The following is a 20594-nucleotide window of genomic DNA, read 5'->3' as shown; positions in this document are numbered from 1 at the left end:
TCGACGGCGCGTGAACGCGCTCGTCTCTCGTGGACACGACAGTCACCGAAAAGTGGCAACAATCGACCGATATCGGGACCCGCTCACTTCAGAACCGCACCGGCGGGGTGGGTCGCACAGACCGAGGGCTCGTAACCGGCATCGGAGAGGCCGGTCCCGAGCGCGAAGACCGTTTCGCCGAGCATCGCCATCGAGGCCTGCCCGTCGGCGTCCGACACCTCGGCGATCGTTTCGCGGACCCGATCGGTCAGCAACTCGGCGTCGCGGGCAAACAGCCGTGAAGCGTACATGAACGACAGCAGCGTCGGTTCCTCGACGACGCGGGAGAGCGCCTCCTGCCCGGCCGCGGTCAACTGTTCGGTATCGCCCGAGAGAACGTCGGCCGTCGACAGCTCCCCGAATGTGACGTACTCGACGCGCGCCCGGGCGGGGACGGCGTCGAGTTTGTTGTCCTGTGGCCCGCCCGGCTCGAGGCGGATCGGGACGCCGCCGTGGGCCTGTGCGACGACGTCACCCAGCCCCGTCCCGGCCTGCACCTCGGCCCCGTGTGCGATCGTGACGAGTTCGTTCATCGAGAGCTTGCAGCCGAACACGCGGTTCGCGGCCAGGGCCGTTCCGAGCGCCATCGCCCCCGAGACGCCGAACCCGGACCCGATCGGCAGCTCCGAGGTCGCGTCGATCCGAGCGCTCACGTCGAGCGTCTCGAGGACGGTCTCGACCGGTTCGATCTCGATCTCGACATCGTCGAGGAAGACCGTCGTCTCTGCCGCTCGTTCGACCGTCACCTCGACACCGTCCGTAAGCGTCAGTCCCGCGCCCCGTGAGCCCGCCTTCGTCGGGTCGTCGTCCGGGTGGGCGCTGAAAAAGCCCGTAACGTGGCCAGGAACGAACGCCGTCGCCTCCTCACGCATTACGCCCCCGCTTTCTGCCCGAACGATATAACCTTGCAGGTTCGCGCCCGCACGCGCCGTATTCCAATCGGTCCATCGCTCTCCCTACGAGTTCCATTGAAAGTCATTGCATAGCCGCCGTTCGAACGGTGTGGAAACCGGTTCAGTAGTATGGCCTGGCCGACTCGAGGCGAGGGCTGTGCCCGCCCTCGAGCGAGTCAGGCTATCGGGCCCGGGCGGTGGTATCGATCGTCCGCGGAGATAGTCGTCTGTCTACCCGGTTTTGAATACGCTCTGTATGGAGAAGAAAACTACAATCATCGGTTCGTCGAAGGATCGGTCCGCATGCCAAATAATGACATGTCCAATGACGTTCCAGCTGTGACCGAATCGACGACCGACCGACGGACCCTCCTGAAGGCCACCAGCACGACGTTGATCGGCGGTGCGGGACTGACCGCCGCCTCCGGCTCGGCGTCCGCGCAGTCCCTCGGCCCGGACACGATCGAGGTCGACGACGGCTGGTTCGGCTGGAGCGCCGACGACGACCTGCCGGTCACGGACGAACTGCTGGTGTTCATTCACGGCTGGTTCGGCGATACCACCGTCTCGAGTCAGGCCGCCGACGTCAGGGACTCGCTCGTTGCCGGCGGCTATACGCCCGACGAAACCGTCGCAATCGAGTGGCCCGCCACCACGCTCAACTACTTCGGTGCCGAAAGCGATACCGAGGACGTCGGCGAGGTCGTCGCCGGCCTCATCGAAGACTTTTCCGACGCCGGCGGCGGGAACGTCCGGCTGGTCGGTCACTCGCTGGGCGGCCGCTGTGTCTACTGGACCGCGACGAATCTCTCGGACGGCTACGAGATCGAGACCGTCGCCGGCCTTGGCACTGCCGCCGACGGCTCCGAGATCTGTGGCGACCCGTGGAACCCCGGCCTCAGCAACGCGTGTGCGGTCCGGAACTATCACTCCCAGAACGACTCGACCGTCGGCTCGGCCTACGGTGGGTTCGGTGACACCGCACTTGGGACCGAAGGAGCCGGCTGTGATCCCGGCTCGAACTACACCGATGTCGACGTGACCGATAGCGTCGGCAGTCACCTCGCGTATCTCGGCGACGACGCCGTCGGTTCGGAGCTGGCAGCTGCCATCAACGGCGGCTCCTGTGACGACTAGTGGAGCTGGCACTCACGAGTCGTCGGCTGTGACGAAGTCGTGGCTCCGAGGCTACGGACCCGAGACCGTTCTCTCGCTCGAAGCGCGTTCCCGACACATCCCGCGTCACGTATCGGTACTGATCGGCGGGCGGTACCGATAGCGAGGTTGACAGCGTCGGTGTGGCACGGATCGCTCGTCCGACCTGTCCTTGCCGCTCGAGTCCCGTTAGTGCCCGACGTCTTCGTTCTACGGACTCAGTCGTTGGCGATCATGCGGAACCGTGCTTCGCTTCCGCTTGGGTTCCGCTTGCTCTCAGGTTTGTCGCCTACGGCGACAAACGCTGACGATCTCGAGGAAACCGACTCGCGCTACGCGCTCGTGGTTTCCACGCGCTCCCAGAGACGTCGTCCTACGGACTCAGTCTCTGGCGATCACGCGGGAACAGCACCGCTTCCCGGATGTTGTCCAGCCCGAGGATCGTCATGAGCAGGCGCTCGCCGCCGAGGCCGAAGCCGGCGTGGGGCGGCATGCCGTACTTGAACATCTTGGTGTAGTACTCGAACTGGTCGGGGTCGAGCCCCTGCTGTTCGAAGCCCTCGATGAGCTTCTCGTGACGGTGTTCGCGCTGACCGCCCGAGACCAGTTCCATCCGCGGGTGCATGAGGTCGAAGCCGGTCGACAGTTCGGAATCGTCGTCGTGGTCCTTGATGTAGAACGGCTTGATCTCGCTGGGCCAATCGGTGATGAAGTAGTGGCCGCCGACGTCCTGCCCGAGGGCCTCCTCGGCCGGCGTCGAGAGGTCGTCGCCCCAGACGAGCTGCTCGTCGAGTTCGCCCGTGGCGTTGATGCGCTCGAGGGCGTCCTCGTAGCTGATACGCGGGAAGTCGCCCTCGGGAACCGCGAAGTCCTCGGCGAGGTCGAGTTCCTCGAGCTGGTCGCCGAAGTTCTCCTGGACGGACTCGTAGGCGGCTTTGACGATGCCCTCGGCGACGTCCATGGCGTCGGTATGGTCACAGAACGCGCCCTCGAAGTCGATCGAGGTGGCCTCGTTCAGGTGCCGCGGCGTGTTGTGTTCCTCCGCGCGGAAGATCGGGCCGATCTCGAAGACCCGCTCGACGTTCGAGCCCGCGACCAGCTGCTTGAACAGCTGTGGCGACTGGTTCATGAAGGCCTCCTCGCCGAAGTAGGTGATCGGGAACAGTTCCGTCCCGCCCTCGGTCCCCGTCGCGACGATCTTCGGCGTGTTGATCTCCGTACAATCGTAGTCGCGGAACTGGTCACGGACCGCACGCAGCACGTCCGAACGGATCTCGAAGACCGTCTGGACCTCCTCCTTGCGGAGGTCGAGGGTGCGGTTGTCCAGTCGGGTCGAGAGGTCGGCGTCGACCTTCTCCGAGGGGTCGAGCGGCAGTTCGGGGTCGGCGGGGGCGACGACCTCGAGCGACTCGGGCGTGACCTCGACGCCCGTCGGCGCGCGGGGCTCTTCCTCGACGTCGCCGGAGACCTTGATGACGCTCTCGCGGGAGACGTCGAGTCCCGTCTCGACTAACTCCTCGTCCATCTCGTCTTTCTCGAACTTGATCTGGATCTTGCCCGAGCTGTCTCGGAGAATCAGGAACGCGATGCCCCCGAGGTCGCGGATCTCGTGGACCCAGCCGGCGACGGTGACGTGGTCGCCCGGCTCGGCGTCGGCCGTGTAGGTTCTGTCCTGCATACCACTCGATTCACGCAGGCGCAACTTAAGCCCAGCCGTTCGGATCGAGGGTAACGTTTTGCCGCATCGGAAACGATACGACCCGTATGGACGACCTCGAGCGACTCGCGACCGCGGTTCGGGATGCGGACACCGCCGTCGCCTTCACCGGTGCGGGCATCTCCGCGCCGTCGGGCGTGCCCACGTTCCGGGGTGACGACGGCGTCTGGGAACAGTTCGATCAGGGGCAGTTCGCGTACGGCCGGTTCCAGCGCGATCCCGAGGGGTTCTGGGCCGATCGAGTCGACCTCCAGCGAGCGATGTTCGACGGCGAGTTCGAGCCGAACGCCGCTCACGAGGCCGTGGCTGCGATGGGACGGGACGGCCACCTCGAGGCGGTCCTGACCCAGAACACGGACGGCCTCCACGGCGACGCCGCGGCGGCGGTCGACGAGGGGAACGACGCCGAAGCGGACGGCGGGTCCGGCGCGACGGCCGACGAGCCGACGGTCCTCGAGTTACACGGCAACTCCCAGCGGGTCCGCTGTACGGACTGTGGGAAACGCACGGACGGCGACCCGATCTTCGAGCGGGCGGCCGGCGGCGAGTTGCCGCCGACCTGCGACTGCGGCGGCGTGTTCAAACCCGACGTGGTCCTCTTCGGCGAGCAGTTGCCCGGTGCGGTCCTCCAGCGTTCCCGGTCGCTTGCGCGCGAAAGCGACGCCTTCCTCGCGATCGGCTCCTCGTTGGTCATCGAACCCGCCGCGTCGCTGCCCCGGCTTGCCGCCTCGACCGGCGGGACCGTCGGGATCGTCAACCTCGAGTCGACCCCGTGTGACGACGTCGCCGACGCGGTCGTCCGCGAGGACGTGACCGAGGCGCTCCCTCGCCTGCGGGAACTGATCGTCGAATAGTCCGGGATCGGGCGGACTCAGTCGACGACGTGGGACTCGACCAGCCGAGCCTGTCCGCGTCGCAGCCGTTCGCTGACCGCCTGATTCGAAATCTCGAGTTGGGAAGCGATCTCGGCTAAGTCCGTCTCGCGGGGGACCTCGAAGAAGCCGCGTTCGTGGGCCAGCGACAGTGCCTCCCGCTGGCGGTCCGTCAGCGTGGGGTCGCCGGCCCGTCGCGAGCGAGCGTCGGTCTCGGCGAGTCGGCGGAGTTCGACGGAGACGCCTTCGTCGACGAGAAAGTCGTGATACCGGCCGAACGATGCCCGGTCGGGAAACCGCATCTCGACGTTCCAGCGACCGTCCGCGCCCCGGCACTCGAGCAACTCGCCGCCGGCCGCGACCCACTGGCGGTACGCCCCGACGACGTTCGTCTCGCTTCGCTGTAACCGGTAGAGGTCGCGGCCATCCCCGCCGGCGATCCTGTCGAACCGAGCGACCGTCGGGTCGGCGGCCAGCGCCCGCTCGAGCCGGTCGCGGTCCCGACAGCGGAGCCAGCAGAACGCGATCGGGCGGTCGGGATCGAGCGCGTACTGGCGCTCGAGGGCGACCTCGAGCGAGGGGAGGGCGTCGAAGGTCGGCGCGAGGACCAGCGACGGCGACGACGCCTCGAAGGCGACGTGGAGACTCATGCGGGGTCGTCCACCGCGAAGCGATAAAACAGTTGAGGCTACTGTCGGGTTTACCAACCGGTCCGGTGTGTCGTTAGGCGTCGTTGGCCGCGTCGACGGTCTCGCGGACCGCCTCGATCCCCTCGTCGTGTGCGAGGTCGCCGACGACGATAACGTCGGCGTACTGGGCCATCGAGTACGCGGAGTCGTAGTCGTGGATGCCGCCCCCGTAGAACAGCGTCGACTCGTCGGTCGCCTCGCCGGCGGCCTGGACGACGCCCTCGTCGCCGAGGGTGCCCGAGTACTCGACGTAGACGATCTCCTGTCCGAACATGTGTTCCGCGACGGTCGCGTAGGCGGCGACGTCGTCGGCCCCGAGGTCGCAGTTGGCCTCGGTCAGCTCCGCGACGTCGGCCTCGGGGTTCATCACGATGTAGGCCTCCGTCGTCGTCCGCTCCCAATCGAGTTCGCCCTCGAGGCGGACCCACTCTTTGTGGGCTTCGGTGATCCAAAACGGCGAGCCGGCGTTGAACACAGTCGGAATGAGATAGCCGTCCAGCGCGTCGTCCTCGAGGACGACTTCGGGGTTGGACGGCTCCTGATAGAGAGCAACGTCGTGTTCGGCACAGGCCTCGATGACGGCGCTCATGTTCTCTTCAGTGATACCCATGGTCCCGCCGACCTCGATGGCGTCCGTTCCGGTCGCACAGAGGTCACCGTAGGTCACGCCCTCGGGCAGCTCCTTGTCCGGATCGAGCTTGAGAACGTGGTTCCAATCGTCCCAGGGGGCAGTCATACCGCGTCGTTTCCCGACAACCAGCAAAAACGCTACGGAACGACCCCGACGCGAGGGACGCGGTCACACGGTGGGGGCAGTGGCCCGGCCGGCTCGAGTGCGTCGTTGGTCGACTCGAGCGCGCCGCGGCCCTCGGGCGCGATCGGGTCCACCTCCGGGTCGCGAGCGGACTGGTTCCGTCGCGACGATCGAGCCGTGATCGGCAGCAAGCGGGTCGAGCGAGGCCGATCCGGCCTATAGCTGTTCAGCGCTGACGGCCCGCATCGAGCTGTCGTTCTCGACCTCCCAGATCCGCAGCACCAGGTGTGCCTTACAGTAGTATTCGGCGGTCTCGAGGCCAGTCTCACCGTTCTCGAGGACGAGCTGGCACGTGACCCCGTTCGAACACTCTGGTGAATGTTCACACATTTGAACTCGGTTCGTCTACTCGTCTCGGAGTCAAGGCTCTGTCGGTGAAAGCGTTCGGTTCGCCGTGCCCAACTGGGCGCCCGATAGCGGTTATACCGGCTGTATTCGGCGGTATTACCCGGTACTGGGGCTGTCTAAATGCCCTGTCCCATCAGGTGGCTTCGCAACACGTCGGCCTCCTTGTTGCCCGCGCCCGTCGAGACGATCACGACCGTCTCGTCGCCGTCGAACGCACCGCGGTCGGCGAGTTCCCACGCGCCGCTGGCGGCCGCCGCCGCGCTCGGGGTCGGCTCGAGGCCGGTCGTCTGGGCCACCCGCACGGCCGCCTCGAGGATGTCGGGGTCGTCGGTCGCGACCGCGTCGCCGTCGGTCTCACGCAGCGCCTCGAGGACCCACGAGCCGGCCGGCGGGTCCGGAATCTCGAGTTCGCCACAGATGGTGTCGGGGCGCTCGACGGGGTCGAGGTCGTCGCGGCCGTCGGCGACGGCGTCCGCGATCGGGGCACAGCCCGACGCCTGCGCGGCGTAGAGTGTGGGCATCTCGTCGATCAGTCCCAGTTCCTCGAACTCGCGGGCGGCCTTGGCGAGGCCGACGATCCCCGTCCCGATCCCCGTCGGGTAACAGATCGCGTCCGGAACCGTCCACTCGAGGTCTTCGACGAGTTCGTAGAACAGGGTCTTGATCCCCTCGTGGCGATAGGGCGTCTCGAAGGCTCGCAGCGAGTACCAGTCGTCGTGTTCGGCGAGCGCCTCCTCGTACGCGCCGACGGCGTCGCCGTAGCGACCGCCGACCACGTTCATGTCGCCGCCGTGAACGTTGACCATCGCCTTGTTCGTAAAGCCCGAGCGCGAGGGGAGGTAGGCGTGGGACTCGAGGCCGGCCCGGCCCGCGTAGGCCGCCGCGGCCTGACCGCCGTTGCCCGTCGACGGGAGCGCGACGTCGTCGGCGTCGCTCCGGGTCGCGGCCGTGACCGCAAGCGACGCACCGCGGTCGCGGACCGAGCCCGTCGGGTTCCGGCCTTCGTCCTTGAGCAGGACTTGCTCGACGCCGAGTTCGTCGGCCAGGTCGGGACAGTCGACCAGCGGCGTCGCGCCCTCCCGGGTCGTGACCGCCGTCTCGCGGGCAAACGGCAGCAGTTCGGCGTAGCGCCACTGCGAGTCGGCCGGCCGACCCTCGAGCGTCTCGCGATCGAGGTCGATCGCGTCGTAGTCGTAGCGCGGGTCGAGCGGACCGTCACACTCGGGACATCGGTGGGCCTCGGCGGTGGCCTCGATGACGGTCCCGCAGTCGACGCACTCGAGCCCCGCGACGGCGTCAGTCGTCTCCATACGCGATCCTTCGGGGCGGCGAACTAAGGGTTGTCCATCGGCGTCGCGCGTCCCGGCATCGGCGACGACGCCGGGGCTGTCGGATCGGAAGACGAGAGGAAACGACGAAAGAGAGACCGGTCAGTTGTCGCCGGACTTCGACTGCCACTCGTAATCGCGGCGCTTCGAGGACTTGCCGAAGCCACACGACGAGCAGACCTTCTTTTTGGTGTGGTAGGACTTCTCTCCGCAGCGACGACACTTGGTGTGGGTCGTCTTGTTCTTCTTTCCTTGGCTCGGGGTTCCTGCACCAGTCATGGAGTAATCGAGACGACGTTGTCGCCGCGTATAATGGTTGTGTCTTCGGCCGGAGCCTCCTGATCGACGCCCTCGACGGGGATCGTCACGTCCTCGAGGACGAGGTTCATGTGCTGGTCGTACCCGGAGAGATCGCCGACGTACTCGTCGCCGCTCTTGAGTCGTACCGTGACGCGTTCGCCGAGCGACGCCTCGAGGACGTCCAGCGGTCGTCCACTCATACGCAACACGGCTGGTGATGGACACTTAATCGTACCGGTCCCGGCTCCGACGAGGGCCGTTCAGCGGCGAATAACACGATGTTTCCCACCCGGTCTTGCGGATCTCGCGGCCGTTACTGATAGCAAGCTGACTGGTGTCGGGACGGTCGGCAACGCGCTCTCACCGGTCCGCCGATTCCGCGGCGGCGTGTTTCAGGAACTGTGGCGTCGAGACCGCATCGAAGACGGCGAGCGCCAGAACGAGCAGTCGCGTCGTTCCGTCCAGAAACAGCACCGCGATGGCGGCGATGAGGGCACCGCTGGCGAGGCCCACTCCCCAGCGGGTGGTGGGATCGTGCAGGTTCATACGCGAACTAGTGTTTCGTTCCGGTATAAAGCGGTTGTAGTTTATCAATTAGGGAACCATGAACCGCGAACGGTCGGGTCCGGGACTCGAGGGGTAGCCGGCCCGTACGCTACTGCTACCCCATACCTAACCAAACGGCTAAGTGTGTACTCGTGGACCTTCCGCTCATGGGAGATAAAAAGTTCACCCTCGTAGAGTTGCACATCGACACCCCCCAGATCGGCCTCGGCTCGGTCGGCGAAGCACTGCCGATCGGATCCACGGAATCGGCGTCCGAAGCCGACCTCGAGACTGAATCCGACGAAAGCGACGAGGAGTCCGGTGGGAGCGGGAAAAGTGCCGTCGGCGCGCTGGTCGCACTGGTCGTCCTGATTGGTATCGCCGCGGCCGCCAAGAAGTTCCGCGGCGACGACGAGGAGTCCGACCTCGAGGCCGACGAGGAACCCGACGTCATCGTCAACTGAGCGCCACCTGACTGATCGCCGGCCGGCGTCGGACCGACCGGCGGTGAATCGGCCCCACTGAGCCGAACGCTTTTGCGGGTCCTTCCCCTATTTGGGGTCGTGAATCTCTATCGTAGCGCCCGGGCAGTCGCCGGGGCGTCCGGTGACGACGCGATCGACTGGCGATCCGCCGCGGAGGCCGCCAAGGCCGCGACCGAGCCCGGCTCGCTCGCGCTCGAGGACGGCGAACGCGAGGCCTACGCCCGCGACGTGCGAGACGCCAGGGCGGCCGTCCGCGCCGTCTCCGGGGCCGAATTCGACGTCCCCGAGACGATCGAGATCCAGAACCGCCACCACTGGATCGACGCCAACGTCGCCACCTTCGAACGGGTCATGGGCGCCCTCGAGACCCACACCGGTACGTTCCCTGGGATCGCGCGGACGATCAACACGGGGACGATGACGGTCATGCTCTCCTTTCTCGGGCGGAACGTCCTCGGTCAGTACGATCCGCTGTTGCTCGCCGACGCCCCGACCGACGACCACGCGCTGTATTTCGTCCGACCGAACATCCTCAACGCGGCCGACCAACTCGACGTCGACGCCGATCGATTCCGCCGCTGGATCGCCTTCCACGAGGTGACCCACGCCGCCGAGTTCGGGGCCGCACCGTGGCTCTCCGACCACCTCGAGACCCGCATGGAAGACGGGATCGCCAACCTCTCGGAGGGATCGTTCGACCGCGAGGCGTTCCGTGATCTCGACGCCGCCATGACCGTCGTCGAGGGGTACGCCGAACTCCTGATGGACCACGCCTTCGACGACGAGTACGAGGACCTGCGGCGAAAACTCGACGAGCGCCGGCAGGGCCGGGGCCCGATCCAGAAGGTCTTCCGGCGGCTGCTCGGCCTGGGGCTGAAAGAGCGCCAGTACGAACGCGGCAAGGACTTCTTCGAACACGTCGTCGCGGTCCGGGACCTCGAGACGGCCAGTCTCGTCTGGGAGGGGCCGGAGTACCTGCCGAGCCACGACGAACTCGACGCGCCGGGGACGTGGCTCCGGCGCGTCGACCGCTGACCCGAATCTCCCGTTTTCCCTCGCGTGGTGGTCGCCCGGACGCGTTCAGCCGGTCGTGATCCAGATCAGGTACCAGAGCAACGCGCTCCCGGCGACGATGCCACCGAGGATCGCCGCGACGATCACGACCGGTGACGCCTCGCCCTGAAACGCGACCAGCCCGCCGGATAGGCCGACCAGCAACACGAAAGCGACCTTGAGCTGGGTGGCTGCGTCCGAGACGCCGCTCGAGCCTGACGGCTCCCGTCCCCGTCGGCTCATAGCTCGTGGGGGGCGCTGACGTGCATGAGCGCGAACTGCCAGTCGGGCGCGCTCGAGTCGTCTGCCGGAACCAGCGTCCCGCTCCAGCGGCTGTCGAATCGGCGTCGGTCGCCGCCCTCCGTGTCGGTCCAGGCCATCGTCACCTCGTCGGCGAAGGTCGCGACCGCCTCGCGCCGATCGACGACGAGGCGGCGGCTCTCGATCGTCCAGTCGGCGGTCGTTTCGGTCTGTTCCCCGAGGGCCGCGGCGACGGCCCCGCCGCCGAACAGCGACTCGCTGATCCCGAACTTCACCGTCGACTCGTCGGCGAGGAAGTACGGCTCGAGGGGGTCGCCGTTCCGGAGCGCGTCGTAGTAGTCGCGGACGACGGCCTCGGGGCTCGCGGTCGCTGACATGGCTGTATCCTCGACGGCCGTTTTCAAAGAGCCATCGGACGCGGATGCGGGAGCGGTCTCGAACGAGGGAAAAGATTTTGCATACGCATACGTATTCCCATACATGGGAGACACGTCGATCCGCGTTTCGGACGAAGCGAAAGACCGACTGGATCTCCATAAGCGTGAGGACGAAAGCTACGAGGACGTGATTCTACGACTCACGGAAGGCGACAAGTGGGCCGGGTTCGGCGTCCTTTCGGAAACGGACACGGAAACGCGGGCGGGGCTGGAGACGATGCGAGAAGAGTTGCGGGCGGGAACGAGGGACCGAATCGAGGAATCAAAGTAGATGCTCGTACTTGATAACAATCTTCTCAGCGATTATCTCGACGGAACCGACGACGCTCGTCGCTTCCTGCAGCGGTACGAACAGGAGGCGTGGGGAGTGCCGGCGATAGTCCTCTACGAGGCGTACATGGGTGCCGTACACGGCTACATCGACGGCACCCCGGACGCGATTCGACGGGCCGTCACGTCGTCGATGGACGTACTCGACGTGACCGCACGGACGGCCGACGAGGCCGCATCGTTGCAGAGCGAATTGCTGGATCGAGGCGTCCCGGCGGACCACCCGGACGCGCTCATCGCGGCGACCGCTCGCGAACACGGAGCGACGTTCGCGACCGCCGAGAAACACTTCTGGGACGACGAGGTGCAGTCGGTCCTCTCCGTCGCGGAATACGATCCGTACTGAACGCGAACGCCTCGACCGCGGTCCCGACCGCTACATGAAGCCGCGATCGACCTCGTCGGTCTCGATCAGGTCCTCGAGTTCGGCGTCGAGCAGTTCGTCGGCCTCCTCGAAGCGGTCGGCGAGGGCCGCGAGGTCGTCGGGTCGGTCGTACTGATCGTACTCCATCGGGCCGAACGCGGGACTCTCGAGCGCCTCCATCACGTCGTCGAACAGGTCCTGGGGTCGGGTCGGCGCGTCCGCGTGGGTTTCCAGCACCGTCTCGAGGCGCTTGCCGACCGTCTCGGCCTGCTCCTCGTCCTCGGGGGGTGACTGGACCGCAAAGCGGCCGCCCGACTCTCTCTCGGGCATGAACGACCCGATCTCGTCGTCGATGTTCCGGGCGACGCGGGTGCCGACACCCCGTACCTCGAATGGGTTTTTCGCGTACGTTTTCAGGAAGAAGACGCCGGCCCGGGGATGCGCGAGGTACATGTCTTCGCCGACGCCGCCGGCGCGGTCGCCGGCGACTGCGCGCCAGTCCTCCGGATCGACGTCGCGCTCCGTGACGTCCTCGAGTACGTCCTGCCACTCGCGTATCCGCATAGGCGAGGGTTGGATCGCCGGCAGAATGAACGTATCGGTTCCACCGAAAGACGCCGAGAACGGACTGTTACGCCCCGCAACGGACCGTTCCGGAACCGAAAGGAATACACTGGCCCCGCCGACAGAGACGGTAACCGACGCTTTCCCTATGTCCACTCGTCGCTCACCGTCGCTCGTCGATCTGTTCCGCGCTGCACCCGCCAAGAGTTCGCTGCTGACGATCGCCCCGCTGGCGCTGGCGCTGGGCCAGCTCTGGAACGGGTACGTCAACGGCGTCTCACCGATCGTCTCGGTCGGCTTCGCCGTCGTCATGGTCGCCTTTTCGGTCGTCGCGATGGGCCATCACGCCGCCGAACACCGGCTTCGCCGGCTCGAGGCCGACCCTTAGATCCCCGTGCCGGAGTCGGTCGCGACCGTTCGGGCCCCGCGGGCCTCGTAGGCGTTGTACCCCGCGAGCCCGGCGATCAGGAGCCCGGTCACGAGCGTACTCCAGAACAGCCCGCCGGTCATCCCGAGCAGGGCGGCCGAGACGATCAGCCAGATCCCGAGGAGGGCGACCAGCGAGGCGATGGCGGGGCTGAGCGGGATGTCGTTCGTCACCCGATAGTAGTTGTAGCCGGCAGCCAGCGCGACCGCGAGTCCGACGAGGACGTCGTTGGACGCGGGAGCGCCACCGCTCTGGAAGACCAGCACCGAGAGGGCGACCCACGCGCCGAGGACGGCGACCAGCAGACTGACGACCGAGGTCTTGCGCCGGCGCTCCTCGCTGGCGACTTGCGTCGACTCGTCTCGCGGGTCGCGGCCGCCGGGCCGCTCTCCGTCACCGACCCCGGTCCCCGAGTCGATGTCGGCCGACGCCGATTCCGGTCGGTTGATCGGGCCGTCGTCGGTCGGCGGCTCGTCGCCGGCCCCGGGCCCGTCGCCCCGCCGACGATCGTCGCCGTTCGGGTCACTCATAGTACCGGACGTTCGGGGCCTGATCGCAAAAACGGCCCGTCCGTTCCACTCGCGGCCGGCCGGGAACGAAACCCGGGAACGCCGGTAAGTGAATGTTATCGTGGGCATCGCGTCCCGCGAGCGAGGAAACGAGCCGGTCGCCACCGGGACCGATAGCGTTTTTGATCGCTCGCTCGTGACGATAGCTGTGTACGTACGCGGAACCGTCGCCGGCGAGGTCGACGTGCGAACGGTGTCGACGAGCTACGGCGAAAGCGATCTCGCGGAGGTCCCGGTCCGGCTCGCGACCGACGACGAGCCCACCGGCGACGCCACGCCGACGCGCAGCGACGGCGGCACGGCGGCCGTCGCGGACGGCCGCGAAACGACGGTGACGCTCTGGAACAAGTGGACCGAGTCGGCCGAGCTGCTCGAGCCGGGGATGGAACTGGTCGTGACGAACGCGAAAGAGGAGGAGTATCAGGGCGAGACCAAGTACGCGACGACGGGCGAGTCCTACGTCGTCGTCGAACCCTCCTTTCTCGTCAGCGTCACCTCGATCCGCAACTGGGTGGAGTGTCCCCGGCTCTACTACCTGAACAAGCTCTCCGGGGTGCCGCTGAACTACCCCGTGGTGAAAGGGACGCTCGTCCACGAGGTCTTCGGCGACCTGCTTCGCGGGCGCAACCTCGAGGAGTCGATCGACGCCCGCGTCGAGGAGCGAGGCCTCCAGTTGGGGCTGTTAGGCGAGACGCCCGACGCGGTCAAAGAGGAGATCCGGGAGAACGCCAAAGCGATCGAGGGCTGGCTCGAGCAGGGCCGGCTCACCGAGGAAGACAGTTGGCGCTCCGAGCAGTTGCTCATCAGCGAGACCTTCGGCATTCGAGGCCGGGCCGACGCCGTCCGCCGGGGCGCGCCGGTCGAACTCAAGACCGGCAAGAACCTCAAGAAGGAACCGCGGTTCAAGGACAAGGTGCAGGCTGCCTGCTACGCACTCCTGCTCGAGGAACACGGCGGCGACGTCGATATCGGGACGCTCCTCTATACGAAGAACTCGGCGCTGGATCGCAACGAGGAGACCGGCGACCTGACCCCCGCAAAGGAGTTCACGATGGGCGACGGCTTGTTGCAGTACGTCGTCCGCCTGCGCAACGAGATCGCGGCGATGGAGATGCGAGGCGAGGTTCCGACCGGCTACGAGGCCGACGCGAAATGCGAGTACTGCTTCGAGCAGGACACCTGCATGGTCGTCTCCGGACGGCTGGATCAGGAGTCGAAGGCCGGCCAGATCGGGCAGGCGCTGCCGGCCGAGGAACGCGAGTACTTCGACCGGTTCTACCGAGCGATCGAGGAGGAACGGCGCGAGGTCCACCGCGAGTACGCCAAGCTCTGGGAACAGACCGCGCAGGAACGAGCCGACGACGACCGCGCGCTGATCGACCTCGAGTTCGTCGCAAAACGGCCGCTCGAGGGCGGTCGCTGGGAGCTGCGGGCGCGCCGGACTGGCGGCGCGAACTCGAAGCTCCGCGAGGGCGACCTGGTGCTGGCCAGCGACGGGGACCCCGTTCGGGGCGACTCGGAACTCGCGCGGATCGAGCGACTCGACGACGAGGTCGTGATCACGGCGGACGAGCCGGTCGCGGTCACCCGGCTCGATGTCTACCCCTCCGAGCTGACGACCGACCGGCTGCTCGTCGCGATGCACGACGCGCTCCTGAAAGGCGACGAACGGCGCAAGGACGTCCTGTTCGGCCGCGCAGAGCCCGAGTTCGAAGCGATCGAGGAGACCTTCATCGACAACAACGAGCGCCAGAACGAGGCCGTTCGGAAAGCCGTCGGTGCCGAGGACTGCGCGCTGATCCACGGCCCGCCGGGGACCGGGAAGACCTACACCATCGCCCGAGCCATCCGCGCGATGGTCGAACGCGGCGAGCGCGTCCTGCTGTCGGCCTTCACGAATCGCGCCGTCGACAACGCTCTGGAGGCCCTACTCGAGCAACTCGAGGACGTCATCGACGAGGACAGCGTTGCGTCGGAGACGCAACGGAGTGGAGACGGCGAAGCCGTCGACGTCGTCCGCGTGGGGTCGGAGAGCGGGGTCAGCGACGAGATGGAGCCCTACCGCCTCGAACGGGCGGGCGAGCCCGCCGATCGGGTCGCCGAACTCGAGGACGCGCAGGTGGTGGCGGCGACGACCGCGACCTGCGGCTCGCGGATCATGAAAGAGCAGGCTTTCGATGCCGCACTGGTCGACGAGGCCGCCCAGCTGACCGAGCCCGGGACCTGCGCGGCGATCAACCTCGCCGAGCGGTTCGTGCTGGTGGGCGACCACGAGCAGCTGCCGCCCGTCGTGCGCGCCGAGAACGACCTCACCGAGTCGCTGTTCGAGCGCCTGGTCGAGCGCTACCCCGACGCCGGCGTCATGCTCGATCGCCAGTACCGGATGAACCAGCGCATTCAGGTCTTCGCCTCCACCGAGTTCTACGACGGACAGCTACGGCCGGCGACGCCCGAGGTCGCCGGACGAACGCTGGACGACCTCGAGGGCGTCTCCCGGGACGCCCTGCCCGAGACCCTGTCCGATCCCGTCTCGTTCGTCGACGTCGAGGGAGACCGGAGCCAGTATACCGACAGCGAGGAGGCCGCACGAATCGCCGACCTGATCGAGCGCTACGAGGCGGCTGGCCTCGACCGGTCGGAGATCGGCGTCATCGCCCCGTTCCGAGCGCAGGTCTCGGAGATCTCGAGTACGGTCCCCGACGACGTCACCGTCGACACCGTCGACCGCTTCCAGGGCTCGAGCCAGGAGGTCATCATCGTCTCGTTCACTGCGACCGGCTCGCTCGAGGGGCCGATCTTCGAGGACTACCGGCGGATCAACGTCGCGCTGACACGGCCCAAGCGGGCGCTGGTGTTGGTCGGCGACTCGTCGGCGCTCGCGAGCGATCCGGTCTACGAGCGGATGCTCGAGTGGGCGCGGCAGTAACGGGCCCACAGAGAGTCAGTAGGCTGATATTTTTCCCATGAGCTATAGGTATCGCTACTAACCACCTCGCCTGCGTCGGTATGAACGCGGCAGCCCGGTGATTCAGATGACTCAGCGAGACACCGCCGCGGCGGGCGACTGCCCGGCGTTCGAGCGCGACGACGAGACGTATACCGCACGGTACGACTGGGACGATGCGGACACGCCATCGTCCTCGATCGTTCGGGCGGTTGCAGCCGTCAGAGGCACTGACCCGACGACCATGCAGCCACTGTACGAGGCGGTCGAGACGACCGCCGTCGACCGGCTCTTCGATCGACGGCCGCGAGCGCGGCCGGAGCGACTCTCGCTCTCCTACGAGGGCTGTGTGGTCGCGGTCTATGGAGACGGACGGATCGTCGTCGCTCCGTCCGACTGATCGAACGGCCGGCGATCGACCGCGTCCTGGCGGTCAGTTGGCCTCGTCGTCGGCCCTGTCCGCGAAGGCCATCGCGAGGAGTTTGCGCTCGGCGGCGTGGATGTGTTGGGAGAACGTCGGCGACGCGATGCCGAGTTCGGCCGCGACGTCCTCGCCCGAACACTCGCGGGGCCAGTCGTAGTAGCCGGCTTCGAACGCGGCCTCGAGGACTTCCCGCTGGCGGTCGGTGAGTCGGGCGCGCAGTTCCTGCCGGAACGCGGTCCGGCTGAACGGCGTCGTGAGCGCGTCGGTCTCCCGCTTCGCGACGAACGTCGCTTCCGGCACGCGCTCGAGGAACGCGTCCGTGATTTCGCCGGCGTCGTCCCGCGGCGGTACTTCGGCGACGATCCGGCCGTCCCCGTCGCTGCCTCGAACCGTCCGCGGCAGCGCCCCCAGTTCGGCGAGTTCCACCGCGGGGCAGTCCTCGGCGACGAGGAACTCAAGCAGCGCGCCGCTTTCGTGTTCGCGGAGGGACCGAACGTCGGCGCTCTCGTGGTCGTCGGCGAGGTCCGCGACCCGGGACGGCTTGGCCTCGGCCACGGTGAAGAACTCGGCGTAGCACCCGTTCCCGCGGGGGATCATCTCCACCAGTTCGACGCGACACTCGAGTTCGGCCGACGCCCGGACGAACGGATACGCGGGCGCAGTGATCTCGAACTCGATCTCCCGCACCCGCGGCGTTCGGTCGCGGTTTCGTGTATCGTTCATACTGGGCCACTGTCCGGCCAAATGGTACCTGCTATCAAAGTGATTCCGACGGGGAACGTCCCGATCGGTGAAAACGGTCCGACGCGATCGTCAGTACGGGACCCGCGAGACGCGTCCGCCGAAACGAACGTTTAGGTAGCCGACGCGTCACGTGCCGGCCGAGATGCGACTCGAGGCCCAGAGCGAAGCGATACGCGGCGTCGTCCCGAACGAGTACGCGGAGTTCGTCGTCTTCGTGACCGAACTCGGCGGGACGACCGCGCTCATGGTTTTGCTCGCCGTGCTGTTCTGGTGTGTCGATCGCCGCCGCAGCGCGCTCGTGATCAGCTACGCGGTGGCCGGACTGGCGCTGTTGCTCTCGCTCAAGGCGCTGTTTGCCCTCCCCAGACCGCCGGCCGACGTCATGCCGATCCCCCTCGAGAGCGAGCGCGAGGGCTACGGCTTTCCGAGCGGGCACGCCTTCGCTGCGGCGGTCGTCTACGGCGGCCTCGTCTCGGCGTACGACCGGGCGGGTGACCCGCGGGCGCTGGCGGTCGCCGCGGCGCTTGTCGCCCTCGTCTCGCTCTCGCGGGTCGTCCTGGGGGTCCACTATCTGGGTGACGTGATCGTCGGCGCGGCGCTCGGGGTCGCCTTCGTCGCCGCCATGGACCGGGTCACGCGCGGCGATCCAACGATCGGGTTCGCGATCGCGCTCGCCTTCTCGGCGCCCGCGTTCGTCATCGCCGGCGGACGGGAAGACGCCCTGCTCGGTCTCGGGGGCGCGCTCGGCGGGCTGCTGGGCTCGCGGCGACTGTCCGCCCTGCCGGCACTGCGCTCCCGACTCGAGGCGGCCGTCGTCCTCGTCGTCGGCGTCGGGTTCGTCGCGCTCGTTCGGGGACTCGAGTCCATCGTCACGACGGTCGAACCGCTGTTGGTCGTCCTGTACGCGATCCTGGTCGCTGGCATCTTTCTCGTACCGGCCGCCGTGGGGCAACTCGAGATCGGCCCGCTCGAGTCGACGCGGTCGTGAATCGATCCCGTTCGGGATCGGCGTCCGCGGGACGTTCGTACTGTCGGCAGGCAGTCACTACGACGTCGGTCGCGAACTCGCCCACGTCTCCGGTGTGCCGGGACCGACGGGGATTTACCGCCGGTGCGGGCGTAGGAGCAGTATGCTCGAGGCGTTTCATCCGCGTCGGCCCGGCGGCCGCGTCGCGATCGTGATCGTCACCGTAATCGCACTCACGTCGATCGCAACCGGAATCGGTGCGATTCTCACCCGACCGGCCCTCGAGGGTGGCGGCTCGCTCGCCGATCTCCAGACCGCGGCGGAGTTCAGCGGGACCGTCGTCGGCTTCGCGTTGCTCGTCACCGTCTGGGGAATGCGCCGTGGCTACCGGGTGGCGTATCTCGTTGCCGTGGGCCTCGTCTTTCTCTCCGGGGCACACGGCGTCGCCCAGTTCCGGGCGCTCTCTCTCCCGCTCGTACTCCTCTCGATCGGCGGGCTCGTCGTTCTCGTAACGGCGAGCCGACGGTTCACGCGTGCGAGCCACCTCAACGCGACCCAGGTCGGCGCGCTGCTTGCAATCGTCGGCGTCTGCTGCTACGGAACGGCCGGTGCGTACGCGCTCCGAAGCGGGTTCGACGGGGTCGAGGGCGTCGTCGACGCGGTGTATTTCACCGTCGTGACGGCGAGTACGGTCGGCTACGGCGACGTCCACGCGAGAACCGAGGCGGCGCGGCTGTTCGCCGTCTCGCTGGTCGTCCTCGGTCCGGCGACGCTCGCGGCCACGGCCGGCAGTCTGCTCGGTCCCGCGGTCGAGGCGCGTCTCGCGCGGGCCGGCCGACGCGCGACGAGGCGCGGGAATCGAGCGGTCGGTGACGATCACGACGGGTGGCTCCACGACGGATCGCGGGTCGTCGTCTTCGGGGCCGGCGAGACGATTCGGCCCGTGATCGCGGCGCTCGCCGGACGGGCATCGATCACGGTCGTGACCGACGAAAAGTCGACCGCGGTGCTACCTGACGGTGTCGAGTCGATCGACGGCGACCCGACTGCGGAGCGGACGCTCGAGCGCGCCGCCCTCGACACCTGCAACGCGGTCCTCGTCGGAGCCGGGACGCGAGATCAGACGCGGCTGGTGGCGGCCGCCCGGTCGGTGACGGACGCGCGAATCGTGGCGCTCGCCGACGGTAGGACGGTCGAATCGCTCGAGCGGGCCGGTGCGGACGTCGTCGTCGACCCCGAAGCCCTGGTGGTCGAGGCGACGCTCGGCGCGCTGTCGGACCGCGGCGGGAACGGGAGTCAGTCGTCCGCGTCGGCCCGCTCCCAGAGCGGGTAGAGGTCGTCCTCGATCGGCCCGGTGATCGGCTCGCCGTCGAGGACGAGTGCCGGGTCGCCCCCCTCGAGTCCCCGCACCGTGCCGATTTCGGCGGCCTCGATTCCCGCGTCCGAAAGCGCCTCGAGACGGTCGTCGACGGCGTCGCCGGGAACGGTCGCGACCAGCGCGCCGGAGCCGAAGATCCGCAGCGGGTCGACCCCGGCCGCCTCGCACAGCGTCGCGGTCGCCTCGCGGACCGGTACTGCCTCGCGGTCGACCTCGAGGCGGACCTCGGAGGCGCGGGCCACCTCGAGCAGGCCGGCCGCGACCCCGCCCTCAGTGGGGTCGTGCATCGCCGTCGCGTCCGCGCGGACGAGCCGGGCCTCGGGGGCGACGCTGATCTCGTCGAGGAACGACTCGGCGCGCTCGCGCGTCTCGGGATCGATCCCGAGGTCGTCGCCGAAGTCGGCCGCGAGGACGGCCGAGCCCTCGAGGCCTGCCGCCTTGGTCAGGATCACCGCGTCGCCGGGCTCGGCCCCGCCGGTCGGGACGAACCGATCCGTCGCCCCCATCGCCGTCAGCGAGAGCAGCGGCCGCTCGAGCTGGTCGACGTACTCCGAGTGGCCGCCGACGATCGACGCGCCGATCTCGCCGGCGGCGGCGTGGAGGTCGTCGGCGATCTCCTCGAGGAGGGAGCCGTCGGCACTGCCGTCGGCGTCGCTCGGGAGCAAGACGACGGCGGTCAGCCAGCGCGGGTCCGCGCCGGAGACGGCCACGTCGTTCGAGGCGACGGAGACGGCGAGCGTGCCGACCGCCGAGGCGGCCAGCGAGATCGGGTCGGAGCTGACCACGAGCGTCCCCTCGCCGTCGGGCCAGTCGATCGCGGCGGCGTCCTCGCCGTCCGCGGGCCCCTGAATCACCGTCTCGTCGGCCGTCTCCGTCCGCTCGAAGACGTGCGCGAGCAAGTCGTCCGGACTCACCTTGCCGGGCATACTACGATCTGGGACGATTC

At 67.7% G+C, this 20594-nt stretch carries 26 protein-coding genes; 11 read left to right on the top strand and 15 right to left on the bottom strand.

Features of this window, described 5'->3' with window-relative positions:
• Nucleotides 1–83: 83 nt before the first annotated feature.
• Complete coding sequence (locus NP511_RS14910) at nt 84–911, bottom strand: pantoate kinase (RefSeq protein WP_049966114.1); 828 nt, start codon at nt 909–911, stop codon at nt 84–86.
• Between the two features lie 324 nt (nt 912–1235).
• Here NP511_RS14910 and NP511_RS14905 point away from each other — a divergent pair, with 324 nt between their 5' ends.
• Nucleotides 1236–2069, top strand: coding sequence for an alpha/beta hydrolase family protein (locus NP511_RS14905; RefSeq protein ID WP_049966113.1), 834 nt, complete (start codon nt 1236–1238; stop codon nt 2067–2069).
• 391 nt (nt 2070–2460) lie between these two features.
• On the opposite strand, the gene aspS is transcribed toward NP511_RS14905, so the two are convergent.
• Nucleotides 2461–3765, bottom strand: a complete 1305-nt coding sequence (gene aspS, locus NP511_RS14900) for an aspartate--tRNA(Asn) ligase (protein ID WP_006649693.1) — start codon at nt 3763–3765, stop codon at nt 2461–2463.
• An 86-nt stretch (nt 3766–3851) separates the two neighbouring features.
• Here aspS and NP511_RS14895 point away from each other — a divergent pair, with 86 nt between their 5' ends.
• Entirely contained in the window at nt 3852–4658 is an 807-nt protein-coding gene (locus NP511_RS14895; protein ID WP_049966112.1) for an SIR2 family NAD-dependent protein deacylase, read from the top strand.
• Nucleotides 4659–4675: 17 nt separating this feature from the next.
• Here NP511_RS14895 and NP511_RS14890 read toward each other — a convergent pair whose 3' ends face one another.
• The 7 genes from NP511_RS14890 to NP511_RS14860 all read right to left on the bottom strand — a co-directional run bounded on the left by NP511_RS14890 (nt 4676) and on the right by NP511_RS14860 (nt 8701).
• Nucleotides 4676–5326 carry a helix-turn-helix domain-containing protein gene (locus NP511_RS14890; protein WP_049966111.1) on the bottom strand — a complete coding sequence of 217 codons (651 nt, stop codon included), beginning with the start codon at nt 5324–5326 and terminating at the stop codon, nt 4676–4678.
• A gap of 73 nt (nt 5327–5399) precedes the next feature.
• Nucleotides 5400–6101, bottom strand: coding sequence for a phosphoglycerol geranylgeranyltransferase (locus tag NP511_RS14885; RefSeq protein ID WP_006179938.1), 702 nt, complete (start codon nt 6099–6101; stop codon nt 5400–5402).
• A gap of 234 nt (nt 6102–6335) precedes the next feature.
• Complete coding sequence (locus tag NP511_RS14880; protein WP_006179939.1) at nt 6336–6509, bottom strand: hypothetical protein; 174 nt, start codon at nt 6507–6509, stop codon at nt 6336–6338.
• 134 nt (nt 6510–6643) lie between these two features.
• On the bottom strand, nt 6644–7837 hold the full coding sequence (locus tag NP511_RS14875; RefSeq protein ID WP_049966110.1) for a threonine synthase: 1194 nt from the start codon (nt 7835–7837) through the stop codon (nt 6644–6646).
• A gap of 120 nt (nt 7838–7957) precedes the next feature.
• Complete coding sequence (locus NP511_RS14870) at nt 7958–8134, bottom strand: 50S ribosomal protein L37e (protein WP_006649697.1); 177 nt, start codon at nt 8132–8134, stop codon at nt 7958–7960.
• The gene (locus NP511_RS14865) at nt 8131–8355 is read right to left on the bottom strand and encodes an LSM domain-containing protein (RefSeq protein ID WP_006179942.1); all 225 of its coding nucleotides are present in this window, start codon (nt 8353–8355) and stop codon (nt 8131–8133) included. The genes NP511_RS14870 and NP511_RS14865 overlap by 4 nt, the downstream gene beginning before the upstream one ends.
• 160 nt (nt 8356–8515) lie before the next feature.
• Complete coding sequence (locus tag NP511_RS14860; protein WP_006649698.1) at nt 8516–8701, bottom strand: hypothetical protein; 186 nt, start codon at nt 8699–8701, stop codon at nt 8516–8518.
• Between the two features lie 167 nt (nt 8702–8868).
• Here NP511_RS14860 and NP511_RS14855 point away from each other — a divergent pair, with 167 nt between their 5' ends.
• Together NP511_RS14855 and NP511_RS14850 are read left to right on the top strand one after the other, a co-directional pair.
• Nucleotides 8869–9165 (top strand): hypothetical protein, encoded by a 297-nt coding sequence (locus tag NP511_RS14855; protein WP_049966109.1) that lies wholly within the window; start codon nt 8869–8871, stop codon nt 9163–9165.
• Nucleotides 9166–9264: 99 nt separating this feature from the next.
• A complete protein-coding gene (locus tag NP511_RS14850; RefSeq protein ID WP_049966108.1) occupies nt 9265–10221 on the top strand; it encodes a zinc-dependent metalloprotease in 957 nt (318 codons plus the stop codon).
• 45 nt (nt 10222–10266) lie between these two features.
• Here the strand turns inward: NP511_RS14850 and NP511_RS14845 are convergent, their stop codons facing one another.
• Complete coding sequence (locus NP511_RS14845) at nt 10267–10482, bottom strand: hypothetical protein (protein ID WP_049966107.1); 216 nt, start codon at nt 10480–10482, stop codon at nt 10267–10269.
• Nucleotides 10479–10877: a nuclear transport factor 2 family protein gene (locus NP511_RS14840; protein ID WP_049966106.1), complete on the bottom strand. Its 399-nt coding sequence runs from the start codon at nt 10875–10877 to the stop codon at nt 10479–10481. Before NP511_RS14840 ends, NP511_RS14845 begins: the two co-directional genes overlap by 4 nt.
• On the opposite strand from NP511_RS14840, the gene NP511_RS14835 reads away from it, so the two are divergent.
• Nucleotides 10876–11208: an antitoxin VapB family protein gene (locus NP511_RS14835; RefSeq protein WP_308986937.1), complete on the top strand. Its 333-nt coding sequence runs from the start codon at nt 10876–10878 to the stop codon at nt 11206–11208. The two genes, NP511_RS14840 and NP511_RS14835, sit on opposite strands and share 2 nt — an antisense overlap.
• A complete protein-coding gene (locus tag NP511_RS14830; RefSeq protein ID WP_049966105.1) occupies nt 11209–11613 on the top strand; it encodes a PIN domain-containing protein in 405 nt (134 codons plus the stop codon).
• Between the two features lie 30 nt (nt 11614–11643).
• On the opposite strand, the gene NP511_RS14825 is transcribed toward NP511_RS14830, so the two are convergent.
• On the bottom strand, nt 11644–12195 hold the full coding sequence (locus tag NP511_RS14825; RefSeq protein WP_006649705.1) for a hypothetical protein: 552 nt from the start codon (nt 12193–12195) through the stop codon (nt 11644–11646).
• A 148-nt stretch (nt 12196–12343) separates the two neighbouring features.
• Here NP511_RS14825 and NP511_RS14820 point away from each other — a divergent pair, with 148 nt between their 5' ends.
• The gene (locus tag NP511_RS14820) at nt 12344–12583 is read left to right on the top strand and encodes a hypothetical protein (protein WP_006649706.1); all 240 of its coding nucleotides are present in this window, start codon (nt 12344–12346) and stop codon (nt 12581–12583) included.
• Here NP511_RS14820 and NP511_RS14815 read toward each other — a convergent pair.
• The gene (locus NP511_RS14815) at nt 12580–13152 is read right to left on the bottom strand and encodes an SPW repeat domain-containing protein (protein ID WP_049966104.1); all 573 of its coding nucleotides are present in this window, start codon (nt 13150–13152) and stop codon (nt 12580–12582) included. The two genes, NP511_RS14820 and NP511_RS14815, sit on opposite strands and share 4 nt — an antisense overlap.
• A 187-nt stretch (nt 13153–13339) precedes the next feature.
• Here NP511_RS14815 and NP511_RS14810 point away from each other — a divergent pair, with 187 nt between their 5' ends.
• Nucleotides 13340–16117, top strand: a complete 2778-nt coding sequence (locus NP511_RS14810; RefSeq protein ID WP_049966897.1) for an AAA domain-containing protein — start codon at nt 13340–13342, stop codon at nt 16115–16117.
• 106 nt (nt 16118–16223) lie between these two features.
• Nucleotides 16224–16535, top strand: a complete 312-nt coding sequence (locus NP511_RS14805) for a HalOD1 output domain-containing protein (RefSeq protein WP_006179958.1) — start codon at nt 16224–16226, stop codon at nt 16533–16535.
• A gap of 33 nt (nt 16536–16568) precedes the next feature.
• On the opposite strand, the gene NP511_RS14800 is transcribed toward NP511_RS14805, so the two are convergent.
• The gene (locus NP511_RS14800; protein WP_049966103.1) at nt 16569–17282 is read right to left on the bottom strand and encodes a helix-turn-helix domain-containing protein; all 714 of its coding nucleotides are present in this window, start codon (nt 17280–17282) and stop codon (nt 16569–16571) included.
• Between the two features lie 163 nt (nt 17283–17445).
• On the opposite strand from NP511_RS14800, the gene NP511_RS14795 reads away from it, so the two are divergent.
• Both NP511_RS14795 and NP511_RS14790 read left to right on the top strand, forming a co-directional pair.
• Nucleotides 17446–18291, top strand: a complete 846-nt coding sequence (locus tag NP511_RS14795; RefSeq protein WP_211249113.1) for a phosphatase PAP2 family protein — start codon at nt 17446–17448, stop codon at nt 18289–18291.
• A 142-nt stretch (nt 18292–18433) separates the two neighbouring features.
• Nucleotides 18434–19603: an ion channel gene (locus tag NP511_RS14790; RefSeq protein ID WP_049966102.1), complete on the top strand. Its 1170-nt coding sequence runs from the start codon at nt 18434–18436 to the stop codon at nt 19601–19603.
• On the opposite strand, the gene NP511_RS14785 is transcribed toward NP511_RS14790, so the two are convergent.
• Nucleotides 19567–20574: an AIR synthase family protein gene (locus NP511_RS14785; protein WP_049966101.1), complete on the bottom strand. Its 1008-nt coding sequence runs from the start codon at nt 20572–20574 to the stop codon at nt 19567–19569. The genes NP511_RS14790 and NP511_RS14785 overlap by 37 nt on opposite strands.
• Nucleotides 20575–20594: the final 20 nt, after the last annotated feature.

Source organism: Natrinema thermotolerans, assembly GCF_031165565.1.
Taxonomy (GTDB): Archaea; Halobacteriota; Halobacteria; order Halobacteriales; family Natrialbaceae; genus Natrinema; species Natrinema thermotolerans.
The sequence above is the reverse complement of the archived record's forward strand: the minus strand, read 5'-3'. Positions and strand labels throughout refer to the sequence as shown.

Coding starts and splice junctions, on each gene's coding strand:
- NP511_RS14910 (WP_049966114.1), bottom strand. CDS start 911: ATGCGTGAGGAGGCGACGGCGTTCGTTCCTGGCCACGTTACGGGCTTT.
- NP511_RS14905 (WP_049966113.1), top strand. CDS start 1,236: ATGCCAAATAATGACATGTCCAATGACGTTCCAGCTGTGACCGAATCG.
- aspS (WP_006649693.1), bottom strand. CDS start 3,765: ATGCAGGACAGAACCTACACGGCCGACGCCGAGCCGGGCGACCACGTC.
- NP511_RS14895 (WP_049966112.1), top strand. CDS start 3,852: ATGGACGACCTCGAGCGACTCGCGACCGCGGTTCGGGATGCGGACACC.
- NP511_RS14890 (WP_049966111.1), bottom strand. CDS start 5,326: ATGAGTCTCCACGTCGCCTTCGAGGCGTCGTCGCCGTCGCTGGTCCTC.
- NP511_RS14885 (WP_006179938.1), bottom strand. CDS start 6,101: ATGACTGCCCCCTGGGACGATTGGAACCACGTTCTCAAGCTCGATCCG.
- NP511_RS14880 (WP_006179939.1), bottom strand. CDS start 6,509: ATGTGTGAACATTCACCAGAGTGTTCGAACGGGGTCACGTGCCAGCTC.
- NP511_RS14875 (WP_049966110.1), bottom strand. CDS start 7,837: ATGGAGACGACTGACGCCGTCGCGGGGCTCGAGTGCGTCGACTGCGGG.
- NP511_RS14870 (WP_006649697.1), bottom strand. CDS start 8,134: ATGACTGGTGCAGGAACCCCGAGCCAAGGAAAGAAGAACAAGACGACC.
- NP511_RS14865 (WP_006179942.1), bottom strand. CDS start 8,355: ATGAGTGGACGACCGCTGGACGTCCTCGAGGCGTCGCTCGGCGAACGC.
- NP511_RS14860 (WP_006649698.1), bottom strand. CDS start 8,701: ATGAACCTGCACGATCCCACCACCCGCTGGGGAGTGGGCCTCGCCAGC.
- NP511_RS14855 (WP_049966109.1), top strand. CDS start 8,869: ATGGGAGATAAAAAGTTCACCCTCGTAGAGTTGCACATCGACACCCCC.
- NP511_RS14845 (WP_049966107.1), bottom strand. CDS start 10,482: ATGAGCCGACGGGGACGGGAGCCGTCAGGCTCGAGCGGCGTCTCGGAC.
- NP511_RS14835 (WP_308986937.1), top strand. CDS start 10,876: ATGGCTGTATCCTCGACGGCCGTTTTCAAAGAGCCATCGGACGCGGAT.
- NP511_RS14840 (WP_049966106.1), bottom strand. CDS start 10,877: ATGTCAGCGACCGCGAGCCCCGAGGCCGTCGTCCGCGACTACTACGAC.
- NP511_RS14830 (WP_049966105.1), top strand. CDS start 11,209: ATGCTCGTACTTGATAACAATCTTCTCAGCGATTATCTCGACGGAACC.
- NP511_RS14825 (WP_006649705.1), bottom strand. CDS start 12,195: ATGCGGATACGCGAGTGGCAGGACGTACTCGAGGACGTCACGGAGCGC.
- NP511_RS14820 (WP_006649706.1), top strand. CDS start 12,344: ATGTCCACTCGTCGCTCACCGTCGCTCGTCGATCTGTTCCGCGCTGCA.
- NP511_RS14815 (WP_049966104.1), bottom strand. CDS start 13,152: ATGAGTGACCCGAACGGCGACGATCGTCGGCGGGGCGACGGGCCCGGG.
- NP511_RS14805 (WP_006179958.1), top strand. CDS start 16,224: ATGACTCAGCGAGACACCGCCGCGGCGGGCGACTGCCCGGCGTTCGAG.
- NP511_RS14800 (WP_049966103.1), bottom strand. CDS start 17,282: ATGAACGATACACGAAACCGCGACCGAACGCCGCGGGTGCGGGAGATC.
- NP511_RS14795 (WP_211249113.1), top strand. CDS start 17,446: ATGCGACTCGAGGCCCAGAGCGAAGCGATACGCGGCGTCGTCCCGAAC.
- NP511_RS14790 (WP_049966102.1), top strand. CDS start 18,434: ATGCTCGAGGCGTTTCATCCGCGTCGGCCCGGCGGCCGCGTCGCGATC.
- NP511_RS14785 (WP_049966101.1), bottom strand. CDS start 20,574: ATGCCCGGCAAGGTGAGTCCGGACGACTTGCTCGCGCACGTCTTCGAG.